General features: G+C 61.5%; 8 protein-coding genes and 1 pseudogene. 4 read left to right on the forward strand and 5 right to left on the reverse strand.

Features of this window, described 5'->3' with window-relative positions; all coding sequences use genetic code 11:
* The first annotated feature begins 11 nt into the window (after positions 1 to 11).
* From ACZ89R_RS04475 to folD, 3 genes and pseudogenes are all read left to right on the forward strand, one after another.
* Positions 12 to 2,354, forward strand: a complete 2,343-nt coding sequence (locus ACZ89R_RS04475) for a DUF1989 domain-containing protein (protein ID WP_429546560.1) — start codon at positions 12 to 14, stop codon at positions 2,352 to 2,354.
* A gap of 75 nt (positions 2,355 to 2,429) precedes the next feature.
* Entirely contained in the window at positions 2,430 to 4,109 is a 1,680-nt protein-coding gene (locus tag ACZ89R_RS04480; protein ID WP_429546559.1) for an APC family permease, read from the forward strand.
* An 87-nt stretch (positions 4,110 to 4,196) separates the two neighbouring features.
* Positions 4,197 to 5,127: pseudogene (folD, locus tag ACZ89R_RS04485) on the forward strand (bifunctional methylenetetrahydrofolate dehydrogenase/methenyltetrahydrofolate cyclohydrolase FolD).
* A 53-nt stretch (positions 5,128 to 5,180) separates the two neighbouring features.
* Here the strand turns inward: folD and ACZ89R_RS04490 are convergent.
* The 5 genes from ACZ89R_RS04490 to glnT form a co-directional block, all read right to left on the reverse strand.
* Positions 5,181 to 6,506: an ammonium transporter gene (locus ACZ89R_RS04490; RefSeq protein ID WP_429546558.1), complete on the reverse strand. Its 1,326-nt coding sequence runs from the start codon at positions 6,504 to 6,506 to the stop codon at positions 5,181 to 5,183.
* Between the two features lie 228 nt (positions 6,507 to 6,734).
* Positions 6,735 to 8,063 carry an FMN-binding glutamate synthase family protein gene (locus tag ACZ89R_RS04495; RefSeq protein ID WP_429546557.1) on the reverse strand — a complete coding sequence of 443 codons (1,329 nt, stop codon included), beginning with the start codon at positions 8,061 to 8,063 and terminating at the stop codon, positions 6,735 to 6,737.
* Between the two features lie 20 nt (positions 8,064 to 8,083).
* Positions 8,084 to 8,767, reverse strand: coding sequence for a GltB/FmdC/FwdC-like GXGXG domain-containing protein (locus tag ACZ89R_RS04500; protein WP_429543348.1), 684 nt, complete (start codon positions 8,765 to 8,767; stop codon positions 8,084 to 8,086).
* An 11-nt stretch (positions 8,768 to 8,778) separates the two neighbouring features.
* On the reverse strand, positions 8,779 to 9,684 hold the full coding sequence (locus tag ACZ89R_RS04505) for a class II glutamine amidotransferase (RefSeq protein WP_201062391.1): 906 nt from the start codon (positions 9,682 to 9,684) through the stop codon (positions 8,779 to 8,781).
* A gap of 72 nt (positions 9,685 to 9,756) precedes the next feature.
* Positions 9,757 to 11,091 carry a type III glutamate--ammonia ligase gene (gene glnT / locus ACZ89R_RS04510; RefSeq protein WP_429546556.1) on the reverse strand — a complete coding sequence of 445 codons (1,335 nt, stop codon included), beginning with the start codon at positions 11,089 to 11,091 and terminating at the stop codon, positions 9,757 to 9,759.
* A 283-nt stretch (positions 11,092 to 11,374) separates the two neighbouring features.
* Between glnT and ACZ89R_RS04515 the strand changes: the two genes are divergently transcribed.
* Positions 11,375 to 11,974 (forward strand): helix-turn-helix domain-containing protein, encoded by a 600-nt coding sequence (locus tag ACZ89R_RS04515; protein WP_003200568.1) that lies wholly within the window; start codon positions 11,375 to 11,377, stop codon positions 11,972 to 11,974.
* Positions 11,975 to 12,143: the final 169 nt, after the last annotated feature.

Here is a 12,143-nt window from a genome sequence, read left to right on the forward strand (position 1 = left end):
GGAGCCTCACCATGAACGCACCTCGTGTTTCCCGCCCGCGGGAGCCCGGTCTCTTTGCCCGGGTCCCGGCCCTGGAGCGCTATCGGGTGGCCGCCCGCGGCCTGACCCTTGTCGCTCTGCAGCCCGGCGACAGCCTGCAAGTGATCGACCTCGAAGGCCGGCAACCTTGCGAATTGCTGGCCGTGGATATACTCGGTCGCAGCGCCCTGGCGGCCTGGGCACTGAGCGGTTCGACGGCCTGCGGATTTATCGGCGCACGGCTCGCCGAACCGACCTTGCAGGCTCGGCGTATCAACCAGGCTTTGAGCCGACGCGGCATTGATCCGTACCACCTGCCCAGCGCGGCTTCACTCTGGGACGAGGACAGCCCTGCCGACTTCAGTCGCCACTTTGTCACCAGCGATGAACTGCTGGTGATTGTCGCTGCGCCCGCCGGGCCAACAGCCGTCGACCGGCAGTATCGGCCCAGCGAACTGAGGTTGTGGGTGACACGGGCCAATCCTTCGCCGCTGCTGCTCCCGGTGTTGCCCGAACCGTTGGGCGAGTTAATTGACGAATTCACCATTAGCGCCGGCACCGCCCACAGTTACACCGTCGGCAAAGGGCAGTACGTGCAGGTGCTGGACGTCGCCGGCCGCCAATGCTCGGACTTCGTCGCTCTGGATCGACGGGCACTGGATCGCGGTCTGGAGCTGGACCTGGACCAGACCGTGACCCGCACCCTGAACGGCAGCGCCTACCCGGCACCGGGACTGTTCTCAAAGTTTTTCGACCGGCAGATGCAACCGATGCTGGAGGTGGTGCGTGACACCGTCGGCCGCCACGACTCCTTCGCCCTGGCCTGCGCCGCGCGCTACTACGAAAGCCATGGCTACTTCGGGCACGACAACTGCAGCGACAACCTCAGCCGAGTGCTCGCGCCCCATGGGGTCAATGCCCGCAATGGCTGGCCGGCGATCAATTTATTTTTCAATACCGGGATCGACGCCCACCAGCAGATGACGCTGGACGAGCCCTGGTCGCGTCCCGGCGATTACGTGCTGCTGAGGGCCATGACCGATCTGTTGTGTGGCAGCACCTCATGCCCGGACGACATCGACCCGGCCAACGGCTGGAACCCGACCGATATCCATGTCCGCATCTACAGCGAAAAGGAGCGTTTTTCCATCGCCATGAGCACTCGAACCACGGCCGATGCCGACCCGATTCTTACCCGTGAGTCCGCGTTCCATTCACGCACCAGCGCCTTGACCGGCAGCTTCGTCGACTACCGCAACTGGTGGCTGCCGCTGCGCTATGACGGCTATGGCGCGATCGAGGAATACCTCGGTTGCCGCGAGCGGGTGGCGGTTATGGACCTGACCGCCCTGCGCAAATTCGAAATCATCGGCCCCGACGCGGAAGCCTTGTTGCAGTACTGCCTGACCCGGGATGTGCGGCGCCTGGGGGTGGGTCAAGTGGTGTACTCGGCCATGTGCCACGAGCACGGCGGCATGCTCGATGACGGCACCTTGCTGCGCCTGGGCCCGGACAACTTCCGCTGGATCTGCGGCGAGGATTACGCCGGAGTCTGGCTGCGCGAACAGGCGCAAAAGCTCGGCATGAAGGTCTGGGTCAAGTCCGCCAGCGAGCAGATTCACAACCTGGCGGTGCAAGGCCCGATGAGCCGCGAGCTGCTCAAACAAATGGTCTGGACCGCGCCGACCCAACCGAGCTTGGAAACCCTGGGCTGGTTCCGTTTTCTGGTGGGCCGTCTGGACGGCTACGACGGCTGCCCGCTGATGATCTCGCGCACCGGCTACACCGGCGAGCTGGGCTACGAAGTCTGGTGCCAGCCTGAGGATGCCGAGCGGGTCTGGGACCGAATCTGGGCGCTGGGCCAACCCTTGGGCCTGGTGCCGTTGGGCCTGGAAGCGCTGGACATGCTGCGCATCGAAGCCGGGCTGATTTTTGCCGGCTACGAATTCAGCGACCAGACCGATCCGTTCGAGGCCGGTATCGGCTTTTGCGTACCGCTGAAAAGTAAAACCGATGACTTCATCGCCCGCGACGCCCTGCTGCGGCGCAGCGCCCATCCCGCTCACAAACTGGTGGGCCTGCAACTGAGTGGCAACGAAGGCGCCCACCACGGTGACCCGGTGTACCGCGGCCGGGCTCAGGTCGGGGTCATCACCAGTGCCTGCCGCTCGCCGCTGCTGGCCAGCAATATCGCGCTGTGCCGGGTCGACGTGGCCTGCGCCGACGTCGGCACAGCGTTGGAGATCGGCAAAGTCGATGGCCTGCAGAAGCGCATCAGCGCCACGGTCACCGCAGCGATTTTCTACGACCCGGACAAGAGCCGGGTACGCAGTTGATCGATCACACGAGCCTGTGCGCCACCCGACTTTGACTGCCCCACTACCACTCTACTCAGACATGGGAATACGAAGATGGAAGCGACTACATTCGAGGCCGTACCGCAGGCCGCCAGCTCAGTGGGCAGCCTGCACCGCAAGATCGATTGGCGCGGGGCGTTCTGGGTCGCCAGTGGCGTGCCCGCCCTGGTGCTGTTCTCTATCGGCGCGATTGCCGCCACGGTAGGCAAACCGGCCTGGATCGTCTGGATCGTGTCGATCCTGTTCGGGTTTATCCAGGCCTTCACCTATGCCGAAATCGCCGGCCTGTTCCCGCACAAGTCCGGTGGCGCCTCGGTCTACGGTGCAGTCGCCTGGGTGCGCTACAGCAAGCTGATCGCACCGGTTTCGGTGTGGTGCAACTGGCTGGCCTGGTCCCCGGTTTTGTCCATTGGCTCGGGGCTGGCAGCCGGTTACATCCTCACCGCATTGTTTCCCGCTGATGCGCTGATCAATACCTGGCAACTGACCCTGCTTGACCTGGGCTGGGTCAAGAGTGGCCTGTCGCTACGGATCAACGCGACATTCGCCATCGGCCTGTTGATTTTACTGACGGTGTTTGCCGTGCAGCATGGCGGCATCTTGCGCTCGGCACGCCTGACCCTGGTGCTTGGCGTGACCTCGCTGATTCCTCTGTTGCTGGTGGGTGTGGTGCCCTTGTTCACCGGGGACGCGGCCCAGGCCAACTTCCTTCCCCTGTACCCGCTGGCCCACGACGCGGCCGGGCAAGTGATCGACGGGCCTTGGGACATGTCCGGTTGGTCGTTGATGGCCGGCGGCCTGTTCATGGCCGCATGGTCCACTTACGGCTTCGAAACCGCGGTGTGCTACACCCGTGAATTCAAGGACCCCAAGCGTGACACGTTCAAGGCGATTTTTTACGCCGGCCTGCTGTGCATTCTGGTGTTCACCCTGGTGCCCCTGGCGTTTCAAGGCAGCCTGGGTCTCGGGCAACTGGTGACCCCGGCGGTGCTCGATGCCAGCGGCGCGGTGGTCACACCGGCGGTCTACAGCGGTCTGCTGTCACCCGCAATCTACAGCGGCATGGGCGTCGGGCAGGTTATGGCGGACAGCATCGGCGGCGGCAAGCTGATGGCCAACATCGTGCTGATCATGTTGGTCCTGGCCACGCTGCTGGCAATCATGACCTCGATGTCCGGCTCTTCGCGCACCCTGTATCAGGCGTCGGTCGATGGCTGGCTGCCGAAATACCTGGGCCGCACCAATGAACACGGCGCGCCCACCGCCGCGATGTGGACCGACCTGTCATTCAACCTGCTGCTGTTGCTGATGTCCGACTATGTCTTCGTGCTCGCCGCGTCCAACGTCAGCTACATCATCTTCAACTTCCTCAACCTCAACGCTGGCTGGATCCATCGCCTGGATCGTCCCGACTGGATCCGCCCCTACAAAGCCCCTACCGTACTCCTGGCAGCCGGTGGCGTACTGAGTTTCGTCAACCTGGCATGCATGGGTCTGGGCGCCGATATCTGGGGCGCGGGAACCCTGATGACCGGCCTGCTGCTGGCGTTGTTCATTCTTCCGGTGTTCTGCTACCGCCACTACGTGCAGGACAAAGGGCGCTTCCCGGAAGCGATGCTCAGCGACCTGTACATTCAGGCCGATGCCGGTCAAAAACGCGCCGGTTGGTTGCCTTATGCCACGCTGATCGCGGGTGTACTGGTGGTGTACGGTTGCCATCAACTGGTAGCCTGAGCGCCCTTGCCTGCTGGTCTCTGATGGATCATCGGGGCGCAACGACGCCTCGATGATCACTTCGCCCCCCAATCAATCAAGACGACGGTGACTCTTTTGATCAGCCCCCCCCTGCGCTTGCCCGCATTATCGACGGTAAAGCCATCTCTGCCCAGGTTCTCGACGAAGTTCGAGAAGAGGTTCTGGTCCTGGCCGGACAGCAGATTTACCCCGCCCTGGCCGTGCTGCTCGTCGGTGAAGACCCGGCCAGCGAGGTCTATGTGCGCAACAAATTGCTGCGGGCCAAGGAAGTCGGCATTCGCTCCCTTGAATACCGTCTGCCGGACGACGCCAGCCAAGTGCAAGTACTGGAACTGATTGCGCAGCTCAATGCCGATGCCACGGTGAACGGCATCCTGGTGCAGTTGCCATTGCCGGTCCATGTCGACGAAGAGCGGTGATCCATGCCATTGATCCGATCAAGGACGTGGACGGTTTTCATCGCGAAAACGTCGGCGGCCTGGTGCAAGGCATCGACGTCCTGACACCCTGCACACCTAGTGGCTGCATGCGCCTCCTGCACGAAACCTGCGGTGACTTGAGCGGCTTGCACGCGGTGGTCATCGGTCGCTCGAACATCGTCGGCAAACCCATGGCGACCTTGCTACTGCAGGCTCACTGTTCGGTCAGCGTGGTGCACTCTCGCAGCGTCGATGCCCCGGCGTTGTGTCGACTGGCCGATATCGTAGTCGCAGCAGTGGGCCGTCCTGGGCTGATCGATGCCAGTTGGCTCAAGCCTGGAGCGGTGGTGATCGATATTGGGATCAATCGTATTACTGACGAATCCGGCAGCCATCTGGTGGGCGATGTCGACTACGCCAGTGCGCGCACCGTCGCCCGTGCGATCACACCGGTTCCGGGAGGCGTGGGGCCCATGACCATTGCGTATCTGCTGAAGAACACCCTGATCGCCAGTCACTTGCAGCGTGCCGCCGCAGCGCGCGAGCGAAAGTCGATGGGTAATGCAGCGTTGAGCTGAGCACCACGAAAACGACCCACTCGAAGGTGGGCCGTGTCGTTCAACCGTAACGATCAGTGGTTGTAGGCACGCTCATTGTGCTCGGCCAGGTCCAGCCCCATCTCCTCCACCGACTCATCGGCGCGCAAGCCGATCACCGCGTTGATGACCTTGAGAATGATCCAACTGATGGCGAAGCAGTACACCGTCGTCAGCAACACGCCCTTGATCTGCGCCACGACCTGAGCGCCCATGCTCACGCCTTCCACCAACCCGCCCAGGGACGGCACGCAGAACACGCCGGTCAACACCGCGCCAATCATTCCGCCGATGCCGTGCAAGCCGAACACGTCGAGGCTGTCGTCATACCCGAAGCGGCGTTTCAGCACCGTGACGCTCAAGTAGCAAAACACCCCGCACAGCAGACCGATGGCCAACGCACCGCCGACGCCCACATACGCACACGCCGGAGTAATGCCGACCAAACCGGCCAAGGCACCGCTGGCCAGGCCCAAAGCACTCGGCTTGCCGACCTTGAACCACTCGGTGAACATCCAGCCGAGAACCCCGGCGCAGGCACCCAGTTGCGTATTGAGCATGACAATGCCCGAAGTGCCATTGAGACCACCACCGGAACCGATATTGAAGCCGAACCAGCCCACCCAGAGCATCGCCGCGCCGGCCATGGTCAGGCTCAGGTTGTGGGCTGGCATCGGCGTGTTCTGATAGCCCTTGCGCTTGCCGAGAATCAGGCACGCCGCCAATGCAGCGACGCCGGCATTGATATGCACCGCAGTGCCACCGGCAAAATCGAGAACGCCCCAGTTATGCATCAAAGCGCCCGAACCACCCCAGACCATATGGGCGACGGGCGCATAAACCAGGGTAAACCACAGCGCCATGAACCACAGCGCTGCCGAGAACTTCATGCGCTCGGCGAATGCACCGGCAATCAGCGCCGGGGTGATGATCGCGAAGGTCATCTGGAAGGTCACGAACACGCCTTCCGGGATGTCGCCGACCAGGCTTTCCGGGGTCATGCCCGCCAGAAACGCCCGGTTCAAACCGCCGACGAAACTGTTGAACGTCACCTGCCCCTCGACCAGACCAGTGCTGTCGACCACCATGCTGTAGCCATAGATCACCCACAGCACGCCGACCAGACCGGCGATGCCGAAGCACTGGGTAAACAGCGAGAGCATGTTTTTCGCCCGCACCAGACCGCCGTAAAACAATGCGAGGCCCGGCAGACACATGAACAGCACCAGCACCGCGGCAGTGACCATCCAGGCGGTGCTGCCGGTGTTCAAGGTGGGGGCGTCGGCCGCCTGGGCGAGCGGCGCGAGTGCGCCGGCCGCCAATAAGACCAGAAGGGATTTGCCGAGAAGACGATTGACCATGTTCAAAGCTCCTGCAAAGGAATGGTAGATGTCTGGCAGCGAGCAAAGTGAATGTGCACGGGCCTCTTGAGAGACCTCTTGGTCGTTGAATGTACATGCCGCGGTCTTTCAGACCCGCTTATAACTGTGGCGAGCGAGCTTGCTCGCGCTCGAGTGCGTAGCACTCGCAAAGATTCTTGGGGCCGCTTCGCAGCCCAGCGCGAGCAAGCTCGCTCGCCACAGGGCTTGTCAGTAACCGGTACCGGAACCGGGAATCCAACTGGTTCCCACCAGCGGCACTCGCGCCATGGCAGCCGACTCCACCGTCAGCGCCACCAAATCCTCGGGATCGAGGTTGTGCAGGTGCGACTTGCCGCAAGCCCGGGCCATGGTCTGGGCTTCCAGCACCAACACACGCAGGTAGTTGGCCAGACGCCGACCACCTTCCACCGGGTCCAGACGCTTGGACAGCTCCGGGTCCTGCGTGGTGATCCCGGCCGGGTCGCGGCCGTTCTGCCAGTCATCGTAGAAACCGGCGGCCGAGCCGATTTTCTTCAGTTCCTCGTCCAGGCGTGGATGGTTATCGCCCAAGGCAATCAGCGCCGCCGTCCCGATGGCCACCGCATCCGCACCCAACGCCATCGCCTTGGCGACGTCGGCACCGTTGCGAATTCCTCCGGAAACGATCAACTGAACCTTGCGATGCATGCCCATCTCCTGCAAAGCTTGTACCGCTTGCGGAATGGCCGACAAAATCGGGATCCCGACGTGTTCGATGAACACTTCCTGAGTCGCTGCAGTTCCGCCTTGCATGCCGTCGAGCACAATCACGTCAGCCCCGGCTTTTACCGCCAACTTGACGTCGTAGTACGGCCGACTCGCGCCGATTTTCACGTAGATCGGTTTTTCCCAATCGGTGATTTCGCGGATCTCGGCAATCTTGATCGCCAGGTCATCCGGGCCGGTCCAGTCCGGGTGACGGCAGGCGCTGCGCTGGTCAACACCGATCGGCAAGGTGCGCATGCCGGCCACCCGCTCGGTGACTTTCATCCCCAGCAACATACCGCCACCACCGGGTTTGGCGCCCTGCCCCAGGACGATTTCAATGGCGTCGGCCTTGCGCAAGTCGTCCGGGTTCATGCCGTAGCGCGACGGCAAATACTGATAGACCAAATGCTGCGACTGGCCGCGTTCTTCCGGGGTCATGCCGCCGTCACCGGTGGTGGTGCTGGTGCCAGCGATGGTCGCGCCACGGCCTAGGGCTTCCTTGGCATTGGCCGACAAAGCACCGAAGCTCATGCCGGCGATGGTCACCGGAATCTTCAGGTGGATCGGCTTCTTGGCGAAGCGGTTGCCGAGGATCACATCGGTGCCGCACTTCTCCCGATAGCCTTCCAGCGGGTAACGCGAAACGCTGGCGCCGAGCAGCAGCAAGTCATCGAAGTGCGGCAATTTGCGCTTGGTGCCACCGCCACGAATGTCATAGATGCCAGTCTCGGCGGCACGCTGGATTTCCTGGATGGTCAGGCGGTCGAAGGTGGCCGACTCGCGCAGCACCGGAGGGGTTTTGTCAGTCATATCTATTCTCCTCGCGCGGATCAGTACGCGGACGCGTTATCGACTTTGAAGTTGTACAACTGGCGGGCCGAGCCGTAACGCTTGAAGTCAGCCGCCTTGTGCTCGAAACCGGCACGGTTGAGCAGTATTTGCAGTTCTTCCAGGTGCTCGGCGCGCATCTCTTTCTCGACGCAGTCCGAGCCCAGGGATTCAACGGTGCCTTTCACATAGATGTGGGTTTCGTACAATGAATCGCCCAGCGCATCGCCGGCGTCGCCGCAGACCACCAGGCGACCGGCCTGCCCCATGAAGCAGCTCATGTGGCCGATGCTGCCACCGACAACGATGTCGATGCCCTTCATGGAAATCCCGCAACGCGCCCCAGCGTCGCCTTCAATCACCAGCAACCCGCCATGGGCCGTAGCACCGGCCGCCTGAGAGGCGCTGCCTTTGACCCGGACGTAGCCGGACATCATGTTCTCGGCGCAACCGACACCGACGTTGCCGTGGACGGTGATCGAGGCCTTTTGATTCATCCCCGCGCAGTAGTAACCGGCGTGACCCTGGATATCGATGGACACGGCTTCATTCACGCCAACGGCGAGGTTGTGCTTGCCGTTGGAGTGAGTGACTACCCACTCGCGGTCCTCAACGTTGTTGACCTGGTCGTGCAGCGCCTGATTGAGGTCACGCACGGTGGCAATGGAAAGATCGATGGTTTTCATGTGTGCGCTCCTTAAGCTGACTCGCGTTCCCAGATGTACATCGTCGCCGGTGCCGGCTCCCAGACCCTCGCGTGTTCGATCCCCGGCAGGCTCGACAGCGCCTGATATTCGGAAGCCATGGCGACGTAGTCGTCGGTCTCGGCGAGGATCGCCGGCTTGCAGGCGATCGGATCACGGATCACCGCAAAGCCGTTGCGGGTGCCGATGGCGAAGGTGAAGAAACCGTCGAGATCCTCCAGCGAATGATCCAGCGCTTCTTTCAGCGAGTCGCCTTGCTGCAGGCGCCAGGTCAGGTAGCCGGCGGCCACTTCGGTGTCGTTGTCGGTTTCGAAGTGGATGCCTTCACGTTTGAGTTCCTGGCGCAGGCGGAAGTGGTTGGACAGCGAGCCGTTGTGCACCAGGCACAGGTCGGCACCGGTGGAGAACGGGTGGCTGCCTTCCATGGTCACCGCGCTTTCAGTGGCCATGCGGGTGTGACCAATGATGTGGCTGCCCTTCATGCCGGCCAGGCCGAAGCGTTGGGAAATCTCCTGGGGCAAGCCCATGCCCTTGAGGATTTCGATGCTTTGCCCGGCGCTCATAATGCGCAGGCTCGGTGCCAGTTCCGCGAGGGCCAGACGCACCGGCGCCTCTGCGGCATGGATCTTGAGCACGGCGGCGCTGGCGTTCTGGAACCAGTCCAGCGAGCAGCCGAGGCGCCCTTCCAGTTCGCCCATCAGGGTTTTCCAGTCGAAGCCTTCGGTGGTCGCCTGCAAGGTCAGCTTGACCCAGCCGTCCGCCACTTCATCGCCGTAAATGGCGAAACCGGCACTGTCCGGGCCACGATCGGTCATGGCCTGCAACATCGGTTCAAAGAGCTTGCCGAGCTGGGATTCCAGCTGCGGGTTTTTCAGGTAAAGACCTACGATTCCACACATATCAAGTCTCCTTCGGAGGCAGTGAACACCCGACGCCGTGCCGGGTGCCCGAATGGTTGTCAAAGCACACAGTCAGAAAAATTCGGTGTAGCGCTGGATCTCCCAGTCGGAGACGTGGCGGCTGTATTCCACCCATTCCATACGCTTGAGCTTGATGAACTCGCCTACGATCTGCGGGCCCAGCACCTCGGCGAACAGCGGGTCGGCTTCCAGGGCGTCACAGGCTTCCTTGAGCGATTGCGGCAGGGTCTTGATGCCCCGCGCGGCGATCTGTTCGAGGCTCAGGCTGTAGAGGTTTTCATTACAGACGTGGTCGATTTCCAGCTGGCGATCGATGCCATCCAGGCCGGCAGCGATGATCGCGGCGCTGACCAGATAGGGGTTGCAACCGGCGTCCGGCAGACGGAATTCGAGGCGCCCGTAAGGCACCCGCACCATGGCCGAACGGTTGTTGGCGCCGAACGCAATGAAGGCTGGCGCCCAGGTCGCACCGGACAACGAATTGCCCACCACCAGACGCTTGTAGGAATTGACCGTCGGCGCGGCGAAGGCACACAGCGCCGGGCCATGGGCAAGCAGGCCCGCGGCGAAGTGATAGGCCAGTTTCGACAGGCCCATGCCGCTTGGGTCGCTAGCGTCATGGAACAGGTTTTTGTTCTCGGCGCTGCTGATCGACAGGTGAAAGTGCATGCCGTTGCCGGCGCGTTTCGGGTCAGGCTTGGGCATGAACGAACAGATCATGCCCAGGTCGTTCGCGATCTCGCCGGCAGCCATGCGGAAGAAGGTGAAGCGATCCGCCGAGGTCATGACGTCGCTGTAGGTGTAGTTGATCTCGAACTGGCCGTTGGCGTCCTCGTGGTCGATTTGATAGACCTCGAAATCCACTGCCTGCAGGGCTTCGGTCAGCCGCTCAAGGAAAACGCGGGAGCGCGACAAGCCTTTATAGTCGTAGCAAGGCTTATCGAGGTTGTCGCTGGGGTCGACCAATTGCAGCTTGCCCTGCTCGTCGCGCCGCATCAGGTTGAACTCGGGTTCCAAGCCGGTGTTGAGGGTCCAGCCCTTTTCTTCCAGGCGTTGCACTTGTTGCTGCAGCACATAACGGCTGTCATACGGATGCGGCTTGCCGTCGACGTGGCCGACGCACACCACCCGTCCGTAACCCGGCTGCCAGGGCACCGGGGTCAGGGTGGACAAGTCGCCGCGAGCCATGAAGTCCGATCCGTGGGGCTCCATGCCCATGCCGCTGATCGCGAACCCGGCAAAACCCGCTCCTTCTTCAGCGACGGTCTTGAGCCCACAGATCGGCACCGACTTGGTCTTGGCCGCACCGTGAATATCCACAAACTGCGCAAGCACGTACTTGATCCCGTGCTTGTCGATGATGCGCTGGGTTTCTGCTGGCAACATTGCTCGTCACTCCTCGCGAAAGGCAAAACATTCTGGATTGGCCTTGACCGTCTTTTTATTCCTAAAAAGAAAGTTAGTTTCCCTATAGGAATGCAAGTGCCTTGCCAGATTCGCGAGTGCAACAGTGATGCGCCGAGAAAAGCGCTTTTGTGCTGTATATATGGGAAAATTCTTTTCCCTGTGGGAATACTGCCCGGTGGACGCGCACCGAGCGCTGCAAACTTGCACTTTCCTAGTGCGAAACTAATATTACTGAACGGAAATTGTGCAGGATCTGATGACTATGTCGACCGAAACCGCCCCGCGCCTCAAGCTTGAGCAATATCTGGGATTGCAGATCAAGCGCCAGCGCCAGGCTCAGGATCTGAAATTGTCTGACGTGGCCAAGATTGCCGATATCAGTCAAGGCATGTTGAGCAAGATCGAAAACGCCCAGGTGTCCACCAGCCTAGATACCCTGAGCCGTCTGTGCGACGTGCTCGGCCTGCCACTGTCGAAGTTGTTCAGCGAATACGACCAGCAAGATGGCAGCGCGCTGCTGGTCAAGGCCGATCAGGGCATGGAAGTGGTGCGCCGAGGCACCGAGAAAGGTCATACGTACCATCTGCTCAACCACACCCGCGGGCCGAAGAAGAGCTTCGAGGCCTACATGGTCAGCATGGATGACGCGAGTGAGGAGTTTCCGACCTTCTCCCACCCTGGCACCGAATTCCTGCACCTGCTGGAAGGCGAGCTGATTTATCGTCACGGCAATCAGCTGTACCGCATGGAAGCGGGTGACAGCCTGACGTTCGAAGGCGAAATTCCCCACGGCCCCGAGCAACTGGTGCAAGTGCCGATCCGCCTGCTGTCGATAATGAATTACGGTAACGACAAAGAGTAACGCCCTCTCCACTCCCCCTTATGCCCTTAGCCTGAGGCCGACCGACGTCGGCCTTAGATGTTTTCCTGCCAGTTAAAAAACTTTCACAAAAAATCTGGACGCGGCGCGACCATTCCCCTATAAAGCCAGCAACAGGAATAATTTATTCCCCACAAGAAAACGCGCTCAT

The sequence above is a fragment of the Pseudomonas sp. TE3728 genome (genome assembly GCF_056279145.1).

Bases quoted from the DNA above. Each gene is read 5' to 3' on its own strand.
- glnT (WP_429546556.1), bottom strand. From the start codon at position 11,091: ATGTTGCCAGCAGAAACCCAGCGCATCATCGACAAGCACGGGATCAAG.
- ACZ89R_RS04505 (WP_201062391.1), bottom strand. From the start codon at position 9,684: ATGTGTGGAATCGTAGGTCTTTACCTGAAAAACCCGCAGCTGGAATCC.
- ACZ89R_RS04490 (WP_429546558.1), bottom strand. From the start codon at position 6,506: ATGGTCAATCGTCTTCTCGGCAAATCCCTTCTGGTCTTATTGGCGGCC.
- ACZ89R_RS04500 (WP_429543348.1), bottom strand. From the start codon at position 8,767: ATGAAAACCATCGATCTTTCCATTGCCACCGTGCGTGACCTCAATCAG.
- ACZ89R_RS04480 (WP_429546559.1), top strand. From the start codon at position 2,430: ATGGAAGCGACTACATTCGAGGCCGTACCGCAGGCCGCCAGCTCAGTG.
- ACZ89R_RS04495 (WP_429546557.1), bottom strand. From the start codon at position 8,063: ATGACTGACAAAACCCCTCCGGTGCTGCGCGAGTCGGCCACCTTCGAC.
- ACZ89R_RS04515 (WP_003200568.1), top strand. From the start codon at position 11,375: ATGTCGACCGAAACCGCCCCGCGCCTCAAGCTTGAGCAATATCTGGGA.
- ACZ89R_RS04475 (WP_429546560.1), top strand. From the start codon at position 12: ATGAACGCACCTCGTGTTTCCCGCCCGCGGGAGCCCGGTCTCTTTGCC.